This is a genomic window from Pseudofrankia coriaricola, from assembly GCF_001854805.1.
Classification (GTDB): Bacteria; Actinomycetota; Actinomycetes; order Frankiales; family Frankiaceae; genus Pseudofrankia.
Genome location: NZ_MBLO01000266.1, coordinates 55132 through 73414, shown reverse-complemented (window position 1 = coordinate 73414; position 18283 = coordinate 55132). Strand labels below are relative to the sequence as shown.

The 18283-nt window shown below is 66.3% G+C and carries 15 protein-coding genes and 1 pseudogene; 8 read left to right on the top strand and 8 right to left on the bottom strand.

What is annotated here, in order from left to right:
- Positions 1–171: 171 nt before the first annotated feature.
- The 5 genes and pseudogenes from BCD48_RS41410 to BCD48_RS41390 form a co-directional block, all read right to left on the bottom strand.
- Positions 172–966: an enoyl-CoA hydratase/isomerase family protein gene (locus tag BCD48_RS41410; RefSeq protein WP_071053916.1), complete on the bottom strand. Its 795-nt coding sequence runs from the start codon at positions 964–966 to the stop codon at positions 172–174.
- Positions 967–1187: 221 nt separating this feature from the next.
- Positions 1188–2378, bottom strand: a complete 1191-nt coding sequence (locus BCD48_RS41405; RefSeq protein ID WP_071053872.1) for an amidohydrolase family protein — start codon at positions 2376–2378, stop codon at positions 1188–1190.
- A 59-nt stretch (positions 2379–2437) separates the two neighbouring features.
- Positions 2438–3688, bottom strand: a complete 1251-nt coding sequence (locus tag BCD48_RS41400) for an amidohydrolase family protein (protein ID WP_071053871.1) — start codon at positions 3686–3688, stop codon at positions 2438–2440.
- Between the two features lie 514 nt (positions 3689–4202).
- Positions 4203–5342, bottom strand: a complete 1140-nt coding sequence (locus BCD48_RS41395; protein WP_071053870.1) for an acyl-CoA dehydrogenase family protein — start codon at positions 5340–5342, stop codon at positions 4203–4205.
- Positions 5343–5562: 220 nt separating this feature from the next.
- A pseudogene (locus BCD48_RS41390) lies at positions 5563–6325 on the bottom strand (SDR family oxidoreductase).
- A 1187-nt stretch (positions 6326–7512) separates the two neighbouring features.
- Between BCD48_RS41390 and BCD48_RS41385 the strand changes: the two are divergent.
- Positions 7513–7875, top strand: a complete 363-nt coding sequence (locus BCD48_RS41385; RefSeq protein ID WP_071053869.1) for a cytochrome P450 — start codon at positions 7513–7515, stop codon at positions 7873–7875.
- A 294-nt stretch (positions 7876–8169) separates the two neighbouring features.
- Here the strand turns inward: BCD48_RS41385 and BCD48_RS41380 are convergent, their stop codons facing one another.
- Positions 8170–9210: a hypothetical protein gene (locus BCD48_RS41380; RefSeq protein WP_131804222.1), complete on the bottom strand. Its 1041-nt coding sequence runs from the start codon at positions 9208–9210 to the stop codon at positions 8170–8172.
- A gap of 104 nt (positions 9211–9314) precedes the next feature.
- Between BCD48_RS41380 and BCD48_RS41375 the strand changes: the two genes are divergently transcribed.
- From BCD48_RS41375 to BCD48_RS41350, 6 genes are all read left to right on the top strand, one after another.
- Complete coding sequence (locus BCD48_RS41375; RefSeq protein WP_312624859.1) at positions 9315–10697, top strand: aromatic ring-hydroxylating oxygenase subunit alpha; 1383 nt, start codon at positions 9315–9317, stop codon at positions 10695–10697.
- A gap of 271 nt (positions 10698–10968) precedes the next feature.
- Complete coding sequence (locus BCD48_RS41370) at positions 10969–11310, top strand: 2Fe-2S iron-sulfur cluster-binding protein (protein ID WP_083420007.1); 342 nt, start codon at positions 10969–10971, stop codon at positions 11308–11310.
- 136 nt (positions 11311–11446) lie between these two features.
- The gene (locus BCD48_RS41365; protein ID WP_071053866.1) at positions 11447–13030 is read left to right on the top strand and encodes a class I adenylate-forming enzyme family protein; all 1584 of its coding nucleotides are present in this window, start codon (positions 11447–11449) and stop codon (positions 13028–13030) included.
- A 2-nt stretch (positions 13031–13032) separates the two neighbouring features.
- Positions 13033–13323 (top strand): hypothetical protein, encoded by a 291-nt coding sequence (locus tag BCD48_RS52750; protein WP_071053865.1) that lies wholly within the window; start codon positions 13033–13035, stop codon positions 13321–13323.
- Complete coding sequence (locus tag BCD48_RS41355) at positions 13323–14549, top strand: acyl-CoA dehydrogenase family protein (RefSeq protein ID WP_071053864.1); 1227 nt, start codon at positions 13323–13325, stop codon at positions 14547–14549. Before BCD48_RS52750 ends, BCD48_RS41355 begins: the two co-directional genes overlap by 1 nt.
- A gap of 184 nt (positions 14550–14733) precedes the next feature.
- Positions 14734–15750: a ferredoxin family protein gene (locus BCD48_RS41350; RefSeq protein WP_071053863.1), complete on the top strand. Its 1017-nt coding sequence runs from the start codon at positions 14734–14736 to the stop codon at positions 15748–15750.
- Positions 15751–15970: 220 nt separating this feature from the next.
- On the opposite strand, the gene BCD48_RS41345 is transcribed toward BCD48_RS41350, so the two are convergent.
- The gene (locus BCD48_RS41345) at positions 15971–16801 is read right to left on the bottom strand and encodes a TauD/TfdA dioxygenase family protein (protein WP_071053862.1); all 831 of its coding nucleotides are present in this window, start codon (positions 16799–16801) and stop codon (positions 15971–15973) included.
- Between the two features lie 356 nt (positions 16802–17157).
- On the opposite strand from BCD48_RS41345, the gene BCD48_RS41340 reads away from it, so the two are divergent.
- The gene (locus tag BCD48_RS41340; RefSeq protein ID WP_071053861.1) at positions 17158–17877 is read left to right on the top strand and encodes a GntR family transcriptional regulator; all 720 of its coding nucleotides are present in this window, start codon (positions 17158–17160) and stop codon (positions 17875–17877) included.
- 76 nt (positions 17878–17953) lie between these two features.
- Here BCD48_RS41340 and BCD48_RS57040 read toward each other — a convergent pair whose 3' ends face one another.
- Positions 17954–18259, bottom strand: a complete 306-nt coding sequence (locus BCD48_RS57040; RefSeq protein ID WP_397428819.1) for a thiolase C-terminal domain-containing protein — start codon at positions 18257–18259, stop codon at positions 17954–17956.
- Positions 18260–18283: the final 24 nt, after the last annotated feature.

The following is an 18283-nucleotide window of genomic DNA, read 5'->3' as shown; positions in this document are numbered from 1 at the left end:
TGTCATCAGCAGTTCCAGATCCTCGAGATGTCATTGGGTGCGGTCGATCACGGGCTCGGCTGCTCGATTCATACGAATGCGAGCGGTCAGCAGGAGTGGACTACTCGCTCGCCGGATCACCTGGACATCCTGAGACGAGTAGTCCGTTCCCCCTGCCTCGCGTGTTCACGCTCACGACCCGGTGAAGATCGGCTTCTCCTTGGCGAGCAATGCGTCGGCAGCGATCCGATTGTCGTTGGTGAACTGAGTGAGGTTCTCGAAGGCCGAGGCCCGGTCGATGATCGCGGCAGCGGTCACCTTGAGACCGGCGTTAATGGCGGCCTTCGTGAACCTGATCGCATGCGAAGCGCCGGAGGTGAGGCGCTGTGCCATCGCATCGACGACCTCGTCGAGCCTGTCGTCCGGGACGGCCTCGGTGATGAGGCCCATCTCGGCTGCCTCCGTGCCGCGGATCGGATCGCCGGTCAGCAGGTAGCGACGGGCGCGAGCGTAGCCGACCAACTGCGGCCAGATCACTGCCCCGCCGTCGCCTGCGACCAGGCCGACGGCGACGTGCGGGTCCGCGAACACGGCGCCCGGCGTCGCATAGACGAAGTCGCAGAACAACGAGAGGGAGCAGCCGAGTCCGATGGCCGGGCCGCGCACCTTCGCGATGATCGGCTTCTCGAGATCGAGCATGCTGTGCTGGATGCGCCGGCCGGTACGTACCGCCGCGTTGTTCGTGGCGAAGTCGCCGCACATCGACCGGATCCAGGCCAGGTCACCCCCGCCGGAGAAGGCGCCGGCGGCGCCGGTGAGGACGATGACGTCGCACGAGTCGTCGAGGTCGAGATCGGTGAAGATCGTCCCGAACTCCTCGTGCAGCCCGTTGTGAATGGCGTTCTTCGTCTCTGGACGGTCGATCGTGACCGTCACGATCCGACCATTCCGGGTGATCTCCAGGTACTGGTACCGCGAGTAGTCCATCGAACCCTTCTTCGCGTGCATGGCATGTGCTGGACCGGTCGTTCCCTGGCGAAGGACGGCCCAGACCCAGGGTGGGCCTGGGCCTAGGCGTAGACGGATACCTACGTCGATACGCCCGCACCGCGACGAACGACCTGCCCCGTCCAGGTGGGTGGATCCTTTGGGAGTCCCGGATACGGCACATGACGATCCAGGTCCGGCCATCCACCGGCGCACGGCGCTCAGCGGGTGGCGCGAGGACCGAACAGCCCGCGGGCGTTGTCATGCATGATCTTGCGGACCTCGTCCTGCTCGAAGCCGGTGAGTGCTTCGGCATAGCTCACGGGCTCGGCCAGTCCGTCGGTGTGCGGGAAGTCCGAGCCGAACATGATTCGGTCGACACCGATGAGGGCGGCGAGCCCTGTGATGTCCTCATCCTCGAACGGCGTCACCCAGAAGTGCTTCTTGAAGGTCTCGACCGGGTGCTCGGCGAGGTCGCCCTGGCCGAAGCGCTCGAAGTTACCGACCAGGTCGGGCACCCACGCACAACCCAGCTCGATGACGGCCAGACGTAGCGTCGGAAAACGCTCGAAGAGCTTGCTGTAGACCAGCGACACGATCGTGTCGTGGATCGACCGGTCGAGTCCGGCGATGACCCGCTGGATCGGCGGGATCTTGCGGGCCGGCACGTTGATGTTGCCCCAACCCCACACCTTGGCCATCTCGTACCGGTACGAGTCATCGCTGGCATGGAACACCACTGTGACGTCGGCCGCGGCGACCGCGGCCCAGAAGCGGTCGTAGATACGATCGGCCGGCGACCTCCCGGCCACTGGACCCGGGCGAAGATGGACCACCGTCGCGCCCCGGGAGACAACGAACTCCAGCTCCTCGACAGCGAGGAACGGGTCCAGCAACGACAGCAGTGGGACACCGTATATGCGGTCCAGGTAGTTGAACCCCCAGTCGTCGTCCAGCCACTGGTTGAAGGCATGGAGGTTCGCGTACGTGGCCTCGACGTCGTCGGCGATCAGGGACTCGACGCTCACCGCCAGCGTCGGGAACAGCAGCGTCGCCGCCAGACCCTGACGGTCCATCACCGCCAGCCGGGCATCACGGTTGCGATACTCCGGACGCGCCGGCTCCAGGTTCGACTTCTCCTGGGTGGCGACCCCGGCCTGCCCCTGCTGCAGGCCGCCTGGCCTCCCCACCGCGCTGAACGTGTGGTCAGCCCCCAGGAATCGGTTCATCCGGTCACCGAACACCAGCCGGCGGGCACCCGTCTCAGGCACCTCGACCCACCGTGGCGCTTTGTGCGCGATACGCGGGCTCATATGACGCAGAAAGGCGTCCGGCGGCTCGTAGTAATGGTTGTCCGCATCAAACAGACGGTAGCCGAGTTCCGACACCCGACTTTCCGCGACCGCGGTCATCGCTTCCACCCTAAATCCTCCACTTGACCGTCCCGCGGATCTTCCGGGTACAGTGTCGGTCACCGGCCTGCGACTGAAGCCAGTTCGTCCTTGACGAACCGCCCACCTATCATCACAGCCTTCATGTTGTCAGCGTTCTCGAGCACGTCGATGTCCGAGCTGGGATCACCTTCGACGACCACCAGGTCGGCGAGCATTCCTTCGGCGACCTGCCCGACGGCGTCGCCGGAGATCTCCGCGCCGTTGCGGGTCGCCCAGCGGAGCACGTCAAGCGGCTTGATGCCGACCTCATTCACATAGAGAGAGAGTTCCTCACCGTAGATTCCGGGCCGGTGCGGGAACATCGGCGAGCCGTAGTCGTCGCCGGGCAGGATACGCAACCCGGTGTCGTTGGCAAGCGGAAGCATCCGGCATATGTTGTCCCAGTCTCGCTCGGCTTCCCCCTTGGGAACGCCAGGCGTGCCTGGCGGCAGCGAGCGCAGGAACGCGAGGAACTTCAGGCTCGGCACCCAGGTCGTCCCACGCTGGACCATCAGCTCGATGCAGCGCTCGTCCATCTCGTCACCATGGTCGATGATGTCGACGCCGAGCTGGACACACTCGATGATCTCGTCATGCCAGACACAGTGGGCTCGGACCTTCTTGCCGCGATGGTGCGCGGCCTCGACGACTGCGGCAATCTCTCCGTGTGTCATCCCCCGTCCCCGGCCGCCGCCACCGTGACCGCTCGTCGGAAAGATCTTGACGATCTCGGCCCCACGGAGGATCTCGGTTCGAGTGGCCTTGAGGAACTCGTCGGGACCGTCGACGAAGACGTCGACGGGGTGATAGCGCATGTCGTACCACCACTTCGCCATGTCGTTGTCATGGCCGGTGGTGTTGAGATGCCTGCTGCAGGGAGTGATACGTGGACCATCGATCAGGCCGTCCTCGATGACCATGCGTAACTGGACATCGAGGTTGTTGGCACAGCTCGCGCCGAGGTAACTTGTCACGCCCGATGCGAGCATCGGCTTGAGGTTGTGCATGGCGCGAGCCATCAGGACACCCTCGGGCCGCTCCGCCCTGGCATAGATGTCCATGTAGTGGTGCGGCTGCTGGTAACCACCGTCGACGTGCGTGTGGCCGAGGAACATGCCCGGCATCAGGACACGACCGTCGAGATCGATCACTCGATCCTCTGGCCCGGGTTCGACGGCGCGAGCCGCGACGACCACGATCTCGTTGCCTCGCACGACGACGGATGTATCAGGCCGGAGGGGGTTGACACCATCCAGCAGGTTTGCCCTCGTAAAGATGACGTCGGCCACGTCGCCCCTCCTGCTCACCACGTTCGTGGCTGTGTCAGATACTCCGTCGCCGCGGTCGCAACGAGCACCTCCAGTGGGTCCTGGCTGCCTCAAGGTCCGCCAGGCGCTTGGTGTTGAGCGTTGCGCGCTCCGCACGGGACCAGATCGTCACGTCGACATCCTGGGCCTTCGCGCGCAGGGCGTCGGCCTTTGCCTCGGCCTGGGACACGTTCACGAAGGGATCCCAGCGGAAGAATCAGCACGCGACCGTTCCGGGCACCTGCTGGCAGGCTCGATGCTCCATCGATCCCGCCGCCCCGTCAAGATCCGAAGTCCAACAGTTTCGTATCACGGCGAACCCAAAGGCGTGCTCGCCCGACTTCCGGATCACTGTCAACAACCGCTATGAAACGGCAGGTGACGAGCCTTGACGAGGGTGCCCGGCAGTCTCGCAACGGAGACGGACGCCCGTACGACCTCGCCCGCACCAGCGACGTCCCGGCCACGCCGCGGGCACCGCGTGCAGGCACCCACCTCACAGGCCGAGGGACTTCGCAATGATCGTTTTCATGATCTCGCTGGAGCCGCCGTAGATCCGGCCGACCCGGGCGTCTGCCCAGGCTCGCGCGACCGGGTACTCGCTCATGTAGCCATACCCGCCGAACAGCTGCTGGCAGGCGTCGACCACTCGGCCCTGCATCTCGGTGCAGAAGAGCTTGACCTTTGCCGCGTCGACCGGCGTCAGCTCGCCGGCCGCGTGCGCGGCCAGCGCCCGGTCCAGCAGCACCTGTCCGGCCTCGACTTCGGTGGCGCACCCGGCCAGCACGAACCTTGTGTTCTGGAAGGCGCTGAGAGTCTTCCCGAAGGCGGTCCGGCCGCTGACATACGCAACCGTCTGATCGAGTACCGACGCCGCGGCGCTCTGCGAGTTGATGGCGATCGACAGCCGCTCCTGCGGGAGGTTCGAGGTCAGGTAGGTGAAGCCGTCTCCCTCCCCGCCGAGCAGGTCGGACGCCGGCACGATCACGTCGTTGAAGAAGATCTCGGCAGTATCCTGGCCGTGCAACCCAAGCTTTCGCAGCGGCGCGCCCCGGGTGACGCCGGCCGATTCCGCTGGAATGACCAGCAGCGACAGTCCGGCATGCCGCTTGGTTGGATCGGTCTTGACCGCGGTGACGAACAGGTCGGCGTTCAGGCCGCCGGTGATGAACGTCTTCGAGCCGTTCACGACGTAGCGGTCGCCGTCGCGACGGGCGGTGGTGACGACGCCGGCCAGGTCCGAACCAGCGCCGGGTTCGGTCAGCGCCAGCGCCGCGACCAACTCGCCGCTGGCGAGCTTGGGCAGCCACCGTGCCTTCTGCTCCTCGGCAGCATGGTGTACGAAATACGGCACACAGATGTCCGCGTGTATTCGCAGCGGGCCGAGTGCATAACCGGCCCTCGCCGCCTCCTCGGTGACAACCGCGTTGAACAGGAATTCCGCGCCGCCGCCGCCGTAGCACTCCGGTATGCCGAGCCCGAGAATGCCGATCTCGCCGGCCCGGTAATAGAAGTCGCGCGGCGGCCGGCCGGCTTCCTCCCACTCGGAGTAGTGCGCGCCGACCTCCTTCTCAAGAAAGGCGCGGACTGCCATCCGGAACGCCTCATGCTCAGCTCCGTACACAATTCGTCGCATTAGGTCACCCCTCCGGCCGGGGTGTCCGGCCTATCGATCCTGCCGTTTGCATGGGGCTGGTCGGCCAGTCTCGCGGGGGCGCTGACAAGGCGAGGCTCGCGCGAACGTGAATCGACGGACTGTGGCCACTGACGACCACCGGCGCGACCGCGACCGGACCGCGGGGGCGCTGGACGCCATCCAGAGCGCGGCGCGGCGCGTGGTCGGCTGACCTGCCCGATCAGTCTTTGGGACCGCCGGCTACGTAGATCACCTGGCCGGACACGAAGCCGGCTGCCTCGCCCACAAAGAAGGACACGGCGTTCGCGATGTCCTCGACCTGGCCGACCCGGCCCACTGGAATCCCGGCGGCACGGGCGACGATGTACGTTTCCCAGTCCTGACCGAGCCGGGCGGCGGTCGCTTTCGTCATGCCGGTGGCAATGAAGCCGGGTGCTACGCAGTTGGACGTGATGCCGAACTTGCCGAGCTCGACCGCCAGGGTCTTGGTGAATCCCTGCAGCCCTGCCTTCGCGGCGGAGTAGTTCGCCTGACCGCGATTACCCTGCGCCGAGGTGCTCGAAAGGTTGACGATCCTCCCCCCAGCCTGCCTCGACCATGTACTGCTGGGTCGCGCGCGCCATCAGGAACGCCCCCCGCAGGTGGACTCCCAGCACGGCGTCCCAGTCGCTCTCGGTCATCTTGAACAGCAGGTTGTCGCGGGTGATCCCGGCATTGTTGACGAGCACTGTCGGCGGGCCGAGCTCGGCCGCGACCCGCTCAACCGCGGCCTGGGCCAGTTCGGCGTTGGTCACGTCCGCACCGACGGACAGCGCCCGCCCACCGGCCGCTTCGACCGCCGCCACGGTGCTCTTGGTCGCCGCCGTCTCCAGGTCAAGCACGGCTACCTCGAGACCGTCCGCGGCAAGGCGCTTCGCGGTGGCCGCGCCGATGCCGCGGGCAGCACCTGTGACGATCGCAACTCTGGCAGGTGACTTGGACACGGGATCGACTCCTCACACAGCGGGCAACAAAACAGATGACATGACATTGGGGACACCTGCCCGCCGGCGAGGCCGGCACCCGCCCGCGTCACCGCCGTCGTCGCCGCGCGCCTGAGGCGGCGTCCGTCCTCTCGACGGTGGCTATCGGGAACCGCGCACCGGGTTCGCCGCCACGCGGACCCGAGCCGTTTCGCCTGGGTACGAATGCCGTCGACGGCCCCCGGATTCTCCGCCGCTGACAGGCCGCCGGGATCGCTGTCGAGAATGGCCGCGCCCCAGGTCAGTGAGCCAGCAGAAATTGCGGTCCGGCACCGTGTCGAAGCGGCACGCGGCCCGGACCAAGCCGAGGATCAGCAATTATGCCAGAGCGTCAAAGCAGCAACCATTTCCTGTCGCGACACCAGTGGATTGAGCGGAGGTAGCTACAGCCAGCCCGAGCATTGAGGCGACGACCACGGCTTGAAAGCCTCTCAGCTAAGAGCGCTGCCGGCGGCCGTCGATCTTCCGGATGCGCTGTGGTTTGGGTCGATCGTGCATCCGAGCTGAATCGCGTGTCAACATTCGATACCGAACAGCTTCGTATCACGGGGTTAGCGCCGAACAGGAGTTGTCCGTGTCGTTGGGGTGGCTGACGTACCACGCCCCACCGGTCGGCTCCGCGGACCGACAACACCACGGGAGCCATCGCCACGCCGACTGCTGGCGACCGACAACGAACCGGCCGACGACTCTGGTCCCGGCCGCGCGGCCTCCGCCGCCGAGTCACCGCCCGGACGGATATGCCACCGCGCCTCGATGCGAGTACGGATACCCTGCGGTCGATCCGTCTACTCACCGATACCCGGCGGCGCAGGCCTTCTTGTGGTTCGGTTACCCATATATACCCGCGGCGGCGGGCTTTCGGTTCAAGGCCGGTCCGCTCAGACCAACAGTGGTACGAAGCTGTTGGTGTCCGACTCTTGACCTCATGGAACTTCACCTGTCATCATCACTAACCCTAGGGCTTCCTCAACAACAGAGGCGTCACCCGCACAGGCGGACAGCATGGCGGAAAGTCTATGTGCCAAACCTTTGAGACACCGTGGACGCCACGTTCTTCTGGCGGGATTTCTTGCGACCTTGCTGACCCTGGTTGCCTGTTCCAGTGACCACGGTGGTGGCGATGCCGGCAGAAGGATCACTTCCAGATGACCCGATGGACAACGATCCTCGGCGGCGTGACCATTCCGGCCAGAACAACCGTAATGATCATGATTGGCGCCGTCAACCGTTGTCCGCACCGCTTCGAGCAGCCGGACGAGGTTCGCCTCGGCAGAACGAACGCCCACGAGCAGATCGCGTTCGCGAGGGGCATACACAGCTGCCTGGGTCAGCCGCTGGCCAGGGCCGAGGCCTGGGTCGCGCTCGGGCGCATCCTTGACCGCACGAGCGCCAACACGATCTCTGAGACCCACGGTCCGGCAGACGCCCGCCGCTATGAGTACGGTCCAAGCAGCCTCTTCCAAGGGCTGATGGCACTTCACCTCGAGTTCACCGCCGTCAGCGCCTGACAGGGGCGGCCTTACCAGGCTCGGGTCTGCCCGCACCCACGACAGCAGGTCGTGGTCAACGTTTCGAGATCGGTCAGGCAGGGAGCGAGGACGCTCGCCGATCGCGCGTGTCTGGGCGGTCCGCGCCGGGAACCCGCCCCTCGAGCCCGCACCCTTGCCCGGACGTGGCCGCTCGGTCAAGGCGGGCGGAGCGAGCGCCCCGGCGGGACGGTCGGCGCTGGTTGTCGCCGTGCATACTCGATCAGACCACTGTTCAGGCCGGGCGGACAGCGTACTTTTGGTTTCCTCAACCAGCTACGCCCCGGGAGGGGGGTTTCCGGTCGACGCTTGGGCGGCTGACCGCTGCCGGTTACGCCGCCGATATTCACGTTGCATTTGGGCCTTGGCGCACGCGGCATCACAGTAGGTCACGCCAGACGTTCGATACTGACCTTTCAGGGCGCGTCCCCGTTGCCGGGTGAATGGGCGGCCGCAGGTCTCGTTGACGCACCGACGGATCTCTAGACCGTCCACGACCAGGTTGTGCAGCTGCACCATGAGCGCGGCGCCGAGGCTGCTTGGGAGGGCAGCGATCCTGACCGACGCGCCTCGGTGCGCCAGCCAGACCGTGAGGTTTGGAAGGTGGTCGCGAAGCAGCTGGGCGTGGACCGCGACGAAGACGCGCCACGCATCCGCCTCGGCGCTTGCGACGAGCTTGGTGAGATCGGGTGGCTGCTGAGCTGTGGCCACGTCCAGGAAGTCATGTTCGACCTGTATGTCGAAACCCTCCGACCGCCAGGAGGCGATCAGGTCGGCGCCCTCCCGGAACGCCACATAATGCTTGACCGCCGCTCTGACCAACCGGAGACGCTGGGCGACCATTCGCCAGTGTCCACAGGAGACCGTGCCGTCGAACTCGTAGGCGTCATCGACACTACGAATCGTTCCTTCGAGCTTCCGCGTGCCTGGGCCGTGACTTGCGACGGCGATGAGCATCCTTGGATTCATGTAACAGCCCTCGAACATAAATGGGGCGGCTGGGAATGGCCCCTCGGGAACGCCGATCTCATCAATGAACCCCAGGCCGGCCAGGTCAAGCGGCTGGGCCAGATCCAGGCCCACGGTGGCAAGAAGATTAACGACGCCCTGGGAGCTGTTTAAGTCCGCTTCGAGTAGTTCCCGAACGACCGTCTCGGGTCGCAGTGTTGTACTGAATGTGCGTCCAGAGCCGATTATCCGGTTATCGTCACACGCGACAGACTCCGCCTTGATAACGCGCGAATCTGGGAGTAACTGCGCGGTGTCGGCTTCAACGCTCGTAGTGATACGAAGTTGTTCGATATCGCATCTTGACATGCCGGCATCGTAGATACACGATTTGATCCTGTAAAGAGGGACTTTGCCGGGTCGGCCCGAGAAGATCTGGTCGAGGTCGACCAGATCGAACCACGGAGGTCACAGTGACAGAAGTGATCCCCCCGGTGACGTACGGCGACAGCTCGGCGGAGGCCAATACCTCGGCGGCCCCCTTCGCGATCACCGACCGGTCGTACATCCCACCTCAGCGGTATTTCAACCGAACGTTCTTCGAGCTGGAGAACGAGAAGCTGTGGCCTCACGTCTGGCAGATGGCCTGCCGACTGGAGGAGATTCCCAACGTCGGCGACTACGTCGAGTACTGGGTCGCGAGCTACTCCGTGATTGTAGTCCGATCGAGCCCGACAGAGATCAAGGCCTACCAGAACGCCTGCCGGCATCGGGGTACCCAGTTGGCCCAGGGCTGCGGGAGCTTCCGGGGCGCTCAGATCGTTTGCCCGTTCCATGCCTGGCGCTGGAACCTGGATGGCTCCCCGTCGCTGCCGATGTACGGCTCGGAGGGTTTTGAGGATCGGGTTATGAGGCCCGACGACCTGCGACTGGTCGAGTGCCGGGTCGGGACCTGGGCGGGGTGCGTGTTCATCAACATGGACCTCAACGCGCCACCACTGCTGGAGGCTCTTCATCCGGTGCCGGACTTCTTGGACCCGCTCCTGATCGCCGACATGCGCGTCGACTGGTGGAAGGCAGTGCGCCTGAAAGCCAACTGGAAACTGGCGCTGGAAGCGTTCATGGAGGGCTGGCACGTCAGGGGCACTCACACGCAGCTGACACTGGGTGCTGGCGACGACTTCCGCAACCCGCACGATCTTCAGCACTCCTATGAGAACGGGCACGCCAGCCTGGAGAAGGATCCGAACAGCGCGGCGCAGGGAACGGTAAAGAGCAGTCTCGGCCTCGGCGGCACGGCCGACCCCGAGCAGACTATCTCCTACCTTCGCATGGTCCACGAGCAGCTGCAGACCAGCGTTCTGGCGAAGGATCTCCACGTCGCAGAGTCTCTTCGTACCTGCCCGCCGGAGCAGTTCTCGAAGAATTTCGTGAAGTCGATGTACGCCTGGAATGCCGGAGCTGGAATCAAGCTTCCCGATCCGGACCCGGCTGTGCTCGGCCTTTGGAGTAGCCAGTGGTTTATCTTCCCGAGCTTCAAGATCCATCCTCTCTTTGGCAACGCGATCACCTATCGGTCACGGCCAGACCGGGACGATCCCGAGTACTGCTACTTCGAGATGTGGTCCCTGACGCTGCAGCCGGAGGGCCACGATCCGGGCAAACCGAAGTTCGACGGCGTGTTCGAGTTCGACGACGAGGCATGGCCGCTAATCGCGCGGCAGGACTTTGGCAATATCGAGCGTCAGCAGCGCGGACTGCACATGCCTGGACTCAAGTCCACCCGTCTGGCGCGGAAGTGGGAGGACGGCATCGCCAACAGCCACATACAGCTCGACAGGTACCTTGCGCGCTGAGCAGTAGCCCCAGCGCGGCACCCAGGGGACAGGCTCCTTAATACGTTGACCGTTCCACCGCGATGGCCTGACGCGTGTAGATCCTTTGTAGAAACGTCACACATGGCGGTCGAGGCTCGTCATCACCCGTGTCCGCTCGTCCGATCCGCCGCCAGTCGGAGCGGATGACCAGTTCGTGGAGGTCCAGGTTGGCGAATAGGCGCGTTCTGCCGCCTCTGACGGCACGCGGCACGGTGCGGACCACCGGCAAAGATTGACCTGGGGCTCCGAGATGGATCCTCAGCGTGGCGTCGGCGGTGCGGTTCCAGTCGTGCGAGTTGAGCCGCTCGGAGTGACCATCGAGGTCAGCCCGGGCGAGACCCTCATCGAAGCGGCCTGGCGCGAGGGTTTCGACTGGCCCACGGTGTGCTACGGGCAGGCACAGTGCGCCGTGTGCCATGTCAGAGTACTGGATGGCGTAGAGAATCTTGCTCCACCGGAGAGCGAAGAAGGGGACGCGATCCGCACTCTTCTGGGAGCACGAGCGGGTCGCCTCGGGGAGATCCGGTTGGCGTGTCGGCTCGAGGTCACCGGCGGCGCTGTGGTCGAGAAGCGGGGCGTGCGGCGGAGCTAGGCTGGCCCCGCCTCTCCGTGAGCCTGACGTCATCGATGGGCCCGGCTTCACGCGCTCGACGGCACCAGCGGCGGCGCGCCCAGATCACAAAGGACTTGGATGAATGGCAGAGAGCGGACCTGAAGGGCCGGCGGTAATGACCTCACCCGAGCAGCCCTGTCGGCCGACGATCCCGCTGATCGTCCGGCGCGCGGCGTCGTTGTTCGGTGACGGTGACTATGTGGTGTTACCTGACCGGCGATTGTCTTTCCGTCAGCTCGAAGGGGCGTCACGCCGACTGGCGAAGCATCTTCTGGCCGCGGGTGTGGGTAAGGGTAGTCGGGTAGGGATTCATCTCCCGTCGGGCCCAGAGTGGGTGGTGGCGTTCGCCGCTGTCACCCGGGTCGGGGCAATGGCCATGCCGTTCAGCACGATCTACCGGCCGGTGGAGCTGCGTACGGCGATGCGTATTGGTGATGTTTCGCTCCTGCTCTCCGCGCCGACGATCCTCGGAAAGGACCATGAGGATTTCCTGGAGGAAACGCTGCCTGGGCTTGATTCAGCGGATGCTGGTCGCCTGCGGATTCCAGTGGCGCCGTATCTGCGGGCTGTCTGGTTGCTGGGTGGTAGTTCCCGGGTGTGGGCGGGACGATTCGACGTGTCGGCCGATGGCGCCGGCGAGGTGGTAGACGGGATCGATGACGCGCTGCTCGGCACGGTCGAGGACGAGGTGGCGCCGGCGGATCCCGCCGTGGTGGTTTTCACGTCGGGTACCGCGGCCGATCCGAAGGCGGTCGTGCATTCCCAGGGCGCGGTGGTCCGTAAAACCTCTCCGCGGGCCAACGCCGCGTTGAACGCGATATTCCCTGGGCGGGTCCTCAGCCTGATGCCGTTCTTCTGGATCGGTGGCGTGCAGGAGGTGCTTTCCGCCCTGCACAGCGGCGCGGCGATCCTGACGCTCGAGCGGCTGAACGCCGCGGCCGCACTCGAACTCGGCGAGCGTGAACGGGCATCGAGCATCCTGGGCAGCCCGCAGGCGATGCGGTCACTGTTCGGGGACGCCGACGTCGCCAGCGTGATCCCGACCATCCGTGAGTTGCCCATGCGCCCGTGGCAGGGCGGCCCTAGCAGCCGGGGCCATATGGCGACCGGAATCGGCATGACCGAGACGTTCGGCCCGTGGAGCAATGTCACCGGCATGGAGTGCCGGATCGTCAATCCCGAGACCGGTGCCCAGGTGGCGGACGGTCAAATTGGCGAGTTCCACGTCCGGGGCTACGGTCTCATGCAGGGCCTGTACAAACGCGAACGTGAGGAGGTGTTCACCCCCGACGGGTTCTATGCCACCGGGGACCTCGGTTACATGGAACACGATCGGTACTTCTTCTCCGCCCGAATTAAAGATATGATCAAAACCAGGGGGGCCAACGTGGCACCGGCCGAGGTCGAGGTCGTCCTCAACGGCCAGCCGGGCGTCCGTATCTCGTTCGTGGCCGGCGTACCCCACGAGAAGTACGGCGAGGAGGTCGTCGCCGGCGTCGTCCCGGAGAACGGGCACACCATCGATTTCGTCGAGTTGCTCACCGCATGCCGTCGGGCGCTGTCCTCGTACAAGGTACCCACCATGATCGAGCTGCTCGGTCAGAACGAGATCCCCTACCTGTCTAGCGGTAAACCCAACCGGCGCGCGATCACACAGATGCTCGACCAGCGCCGTGGCGAACGGAGAGGTCACGCCTGACCATGGACAACGCCATCACCCCCGAGCGACAGGCCCTGCTCCCCCAGCTGACCAGCGGGTCCACCGTCGCTACCTTGGCGATCGCCGATGGACCCGGCTGCTGGGACGAGAGCGCTGTCCGCACAACCGCGACACCGCACAAGGACGGCTACCTGGTCTCCGCGGTCAAACGGTGGGTATGGGAAGACGACTCACACCTGTTTCTACGCCGCGTCCAGTCCAACCGGATGCCTTACGGCACGCCCGAGTGGCACAGCGACCGGCTCGGCGACGTCGTGGGGGTGGCAGCCTGATGCCCGTCGACCCGAACGACACCGACCTCGACCACTTCCGCGCCCGTGCCCGCGCCTGGCTCGCCGAACACGCACCACACCACTTCACCCGCACCGAGGACCAGCCCGAGTACTGGGCCGAGACGCGACGTTTCCAGATACTTCAGCATGCCGCCGGATTCGCGGGCATCACCTGGCCCGAACGGTACGGCGGCCAGGGCCTCACGCCGGCCCACCAGACCGTGTTCAACGAAGAAGCCGGCCCCTACGAGCTGCCCTCGGTCGGCTTCCAGATCACTCTCGCCATCCTCGGGATGACGCTGCTCGACTACGGCACGGAACAGCAGAAGCAGCACTATCTCTCAGAGATGTTGCGCGGCCAGGCACTCTGGGTACAGCTCCTCTCCGAACCAGGCGCCGGGTCCGACCTCGCCGCACTTCGCACCCGCGCCGAACGCGACGGCGGCACCTGGATACTCAACGGCGAAAAGGTCTGGAGCTCGTACGCCCAATGGTCCGACTACGCCGTAGTCCTCGCGCGCAGCGACTGGGACGTCGCGAAGCACTCCGGCCTGGCCACGTTCATCGTGCCACTGAACGCACCGGGCATCACGGTGCTGCCACTGAAGCAGCTCACCGGCGACGACGAGTTCTGCCAGGTCTTCCTCGACAACGTGACCGTTCCGGCCGACGCGCTGCTCGGTGAGGACAGGGGTGGCTGGAAAGTCGCCACGTCGATGTTCGACCACTCGCGCGCGATGACCTCCGGCGCCGGGCGTACTGGGCCCGTCTTTCAGGCAGAACGAGGCGGTGAGGCTGATCCGGCGCGCGACCTCATCAACCTCGTCAACGCCACCGGCCGAGGCGGCGATCCTGCCGTCCGCCAGCTCGTCGCGGAAGCCGTCGTCGGGAATGTTGTGTCCGGTCTGCTCGCCACGCGGGTGGCCGAGGATCCGAACGCCCACCCCGCCGCCGGCACGATGGCCAAGATGTTCGGCGCCGAGACCGTGCAACGCCGCCGGGAGATCGAACTGATCTTACGCGGCGAGGGGGTCATGGCCTGGCGCACCGGTGACGAGACGGCCAGCCGCGCTGTCTTCGACTACCTCAGGGGACGCACCGCCTCGGTGGCGGGCGGCACGACCGAGGTGATGAAGAACGGCATCGGCGAGCGCATCCTCGGTCTCCCCCGAGAACCTTCGACTGACAAGAACCGGCCGTTCCGGCAGGCTATCCGCCCCCGCTGACCCACGTCGCGAGGCACCCGCTACCTCCACCTGCGCGACGAAGCAGGGATCGGCTACCGAGCGATCCGACACGGGCGTCGGCCAGGCCATGAGCGACGTGCTCGTCGATGCGACACCTGGCGTCGCTGGATCGCCTGGTCTGGAGCGCCTCGAGAAGAGATCGAGGACAACGGAAGGTGCCGCTATGAATGTCAGTTCCACGTTCCCGGCGCTGTCCTACCGCTGCGCACCGTGGACACGCGCGCAGAACGTCGACCCGGTCGGGTCCGCACTTACCTGTGACACGCTCGTCCTCATCGAGGTACCACCGCCCTGGCCCAAGGACGTCATTGAGATACCGGCCTTCGCCGACCTCCAGCGACGTGGCCTTCGCCGCACCAGGCTGCTCGCGGTCAGACCGGACCTGGACCCCGGCGGCCCGGTCGGCGAGGTGGCCGTCCCCACTTTCCCCGCGGACGCCGCGATTGCCAGTGATCAGCCGGGACCAGGCGCCGGACACGGCGTACGCGTGACGATCTGGCGCCGGGTGGACTCCAGCCGCTTGGTGGGCACCGACCACGTCGTGGCCTCCGGGAACCTCGCCGACTCGGTCGCCCGCCTGATCGAGGCGCCGTGGGCGGATACCGGGCGGCGGGTCGCCCCCGCCGAGGTGCTGCTGTGCGGGCACGGTGCGCGGGACCGCTGCTGCGCCCGCCTGGGGACCCGGCTGGCGCTGGACGTGGCCGCGGTCTGGACTGGCGTGCGCGTTCGCCGGTGCAGCCACACCGGCGGCCACCGCTTCGCCCCGACCGGGTTCACGCTGCCGGACGGCCGGGCCTGGGGCTTCCTCGACGCCGAAGCCCTCGATGCGATCGTGCGCCGGTACGGGAGGCCACCGCTGGGTGGCCACTATCGCGGCAACACCGCACTGGACTCCTGGGGGCAGGTTGCCGAACGGGAGCTGTTCGAACGGTTCGGCTGGGCCTGGCTGGACCACGCCCTGACTTCAGCACGCACCGAGATCGCGGCCGGCGGGCGATCGGCGACCGTGGAGCTGGCCTGGCACGGGCCGACCGGTACCGGGACGGCGACCGCAAGGATCGACGTCGTACGCGACGTCCCCGTCCTGGTCTGCGGCGAGCCTCCCGAGCTGGCCACGAAGACGGCAACAGAACTGGCACTGGGGGCGTTCAGCGTCGGAGGTACAGCTGCACCCAGCTAAGCCCGGCGATCTGTTGCCAGGGCATCGCGCGCTGGGGTGAACCGACCGGCGACGCCGGCGCCAGCCGCGTCCCCGTCGGCCTGCAGGGCACCGGTGACGACATCGCCGCTGCCCTACAGGTAGCTCGTCTCCGAAGAGGCCTCGTTCATCATCGGCCAGACCTACGGCGTCAACGGCGGCGCCATACCGTGATGCCCGCGGGCTCGGTGCGGGAGCGCTGTCAGCGAGGACCGACGGGGCGTTCGCCGGCGAGCACCACGCGCTGCATGACCCTTGCCGCGTCGTAGTCGGGCACGGCGTAGTGCTGCACGGAACGGTTATCCCAGAGCGCCAAGGCGTTGTCCGTCCAGTGCCAGCGCATCGTGAAGTCCGGCGACTTCACGTGCTCGAACAGCAGCGCCAGGATCGCTGCGCTCTCGGCCAGGCTGAGCTCGACGATCCGGGTAGTCCACCCCTCGTTCACGAAGAGGGCCGTGCGCCCGGTGTCAGGATGCACCCTGACGACGGGATGGGTGAACTCGAAGGCGTTGTCGGGCGACCGTTCGGCCCGCACCATCGCGGCGAGACCCATGCGCGCAATGACCGGCTCGACGGAGTGCACGGCAGTGAGGCCGTCGAGCAACTCGCGCAGCGGTGCCGACAGAGCGTCGTAGGCGGCGTGCATGCTTCCCCAGCAGGTGTCCCCGCCCGTGGGCGGCACGCTGATTGCCCGAAGCGCCGTGAGCCCGGGCGGATGCTCGACGTAGGTGGTGTCGCTGTGCCACACCGCCGTGCCGCGCTTGGTGGCCTGCATGTTCCCTTCGCCGATCGGGTCCATCGTCCTGTCGCCACCGAGCGGCTCGGGGATGGGCGTGCCGAAGTTCACGACGAACGCGCGCATCTGTTCGCGGGTCAGGTCCTGCCCGCGGAAGAACACGACGCCGTGGTCGAGCAACGCTTGGCGAATCGCCTGGACCGCGTCGGGTGCGAGCGGCTCGCGCAGATCGACACCGCCGATCAGGGCGCCCACCGCGGGTGTGACCGGCTCCACATCGATCGTCGTTGTCGCCATCTCGCCTCCTCCGCGACCCGGCTGCAGCCAGGCCCCACGGGTGTATACACTCACCCGCAGGAGCATAGGCCGTCCGGTTCGGAAGGGGGAACGGTTTCGTGGTGGACATGGTCATCTCGGCTCAGGTCCGGCGGACGAATCCCTGGTGATCGATCCGGACCTCGACCATGTCGGCATCGTCGTGCCGAATCTGGAGCACGCCCACAAACTGCTGGCGGCTGGCGGGGCGATGCCCGACTGAGATCGTCGGGGTCGGTGCCGACCGGGGAGATGCCGAAGACGTTCAGCTGCCACGTCCTGAACGGCCTGCGTTTCGAGCTCCTCGAACAACGACCTCCAGAGAGCAGGACCACGACATGACACCGCCGCCTCGCGGCAACGGCGCTGGGACACGCAGCAACGTGCAGGACCTCGTCCGAGCCGTGCGGAACCGGATCATCAGCGGCGAGCTCGAGCCTGGCCGACGGCTCGCCGAAGAATGGCTGGGCGCGGAGTTCGGGGTCTCGCGCATTCCGGTACGAGAGGCCATCAGAGAACTGGCCGCCGAGGGATTCGTCCGGTCCGAGCGCTACGGCGGCACGTTCGTCGCCAAGCTCGATTCCCAGGCGGCCCATGACCTGCTCGACGCGCGGGCAGCCCTCGAGCCGTTGGCAGCGGCCCAGGCCGCCATTCGGTGCTCCCCCGAAAATCTCGCCCTCTTGAAGCAGATCCTCGACGAAGCCGAGGGGGCTAGCCAGGAGGGGCGATACGACGACGCTCGCAGGTTCAAGGGTCGCTTCGCGGAGCAGCTCGCCGTGGCGTCGGGGAACGAGACGTTGATCGCCCTCATGCGAACCGTCCGGTGGAAGATCGAGTGGGCAACGTCCATCGATGCCATCGCCAAGAGCGCCGAGGACAAACGACAGGAGCGCCGCAAGACCCTGCACGAGATCGTCGACGCGATCGCTGCCCGCGATCCGAGTCGGGCTACTGCTGCCGTTTTGGCGAACATCGATGGCGCCTACGTCGCCTTCGGATGGCGGCGCGTCGTCGACACCCGCTATCGGGAGCCATCGACACCCACCCGGCGGAATTGAAGACCGAGAGGCGGCGCCGCTGAGGCGCACGTCCCCCGACATAAGGTTCGCCGGCGGCATTAGTGAGGTGCGTTGGTCAGCAGGAATGCCTGGGCGAGCGGGCCACCCCCGCCGCTGACCTAGCCGACCTCGCGCTGGGCATCTGGCGGTCGCCGGCCCAGAAGCGAAGCTGCTGGCACACCTCGTGAAGGTGGCCGAAGCCTACGTAGCGACCCTCGGAGAGTTGCCCGCCCGACGCGTTGAGCGGCAGTTCACCCTCAATGACAGCCGTCCGCGGCCGGCGCGGGACGTGATGAGGAGCTGGCCGGTGGCCCCCACCGGTCCAGAAGGCCCGGCTGAGCTCGTCGACGGTGGGCGCCGGACGGACGACGGGGCCGGTCATCTCCGGTGTATACAACTAAGCGAC

Excerpts from the sequence above, each read along its gene's own strand:
- BCD48_RS52750 (WP_071053865.1), top strand. The coding sequence starts at position 13,033 with ATGGACAACGCCATCACCCCCGAGCGACAGGCCCTGCTCCCCCAGCTG.
- BCD48_RS41355 (WP_071053864.1), top strand. The coding sequence starts at position 13,323 with ATGCCCGTCGACCCGAACGACACCGACCTCGACCACTTCCGCGCCCGT.
- BCD48_RS41380 (WP_131804222.1), bottom strand. The coding sequence starts at position 9,210 with ATGTCAAGATGCGATATCGAACAACTTCGTATCACTACGAGCGTTGAA.
- BCD48_RS41410 (WP_071053916.1), bottom strand. The coding sequence starts at position 966 with ATGGACTACTCGCGGTACCAGTACCTGGAGATCACCCGGAATGGTCGG.
- BCD48_RS57040 (WP_397428819.1), bottom strand. The coding sequence starts at position 18,259 with ATGACCGGCCCCGTCGTCCGTCCGGCGCCCACCGTCGACGAGCTCAGC.
- BCD48_RS41365 (WP_071053866.1), top strand. The coding sequence starts at position 11,447 with ATGACCTCACCCGAGCAGCCCTGTCGGCCGACGATCCCGCTGATCGTC.
- BCD48_RS41405 (WP_071053872.1), bottom strand. The coding sequence starts at position 2,378 with ATGACCGCGGTCGCGGAAAGTCGGGTGTCGGAACTCGGCTACCGTCTG.
- BCD48_RS41345 (WP_071053862.1), bottom strand. The coding sequence starts at position 16,801 with ATGGCGACAACGACGATCGATGTGGAGCCGGTCACACCCGCGGTGGGC.
- BCD48_RS41385 (WP_071053869.1), top strand. The coding sequence starts at position 7,513 with ATGACCCGATGGACAACGATCCTCGGCGGCGTGACCATTCCGGCCAGA.
- BCD48_RS41350 (WP_071053863.1), top strand. The coding sequence starts at position 14,734 with ATGAATGTCAGTTCCACGTTCCCGGCGCTGTCCTACCGCTGCGCACCG.
- BCD48_RS41370 (WP_083420007.1), top strand. The coding sequence starts at position 10,969 with ATGGATCCTCAGCGTGGCGTCGGCGGTGCGGTTCCAGTCGTGCGAGTT.
- BCD48_RS41340 (WP_071053861.1), top strand. The coding sequence starts at position 17,158 with ATGACACCGCCGCCTCGCGGCAACGGCGCTGGGACACGCAGCAACGTG.
- BCD48_RS41395 (WP_071053870.1), bottom strand. The coding sequence starts at position 5,342 with ATGCGACGAATTGTGTACGGAGCTGAGCATGAGGCGTTCCGGATGGCA.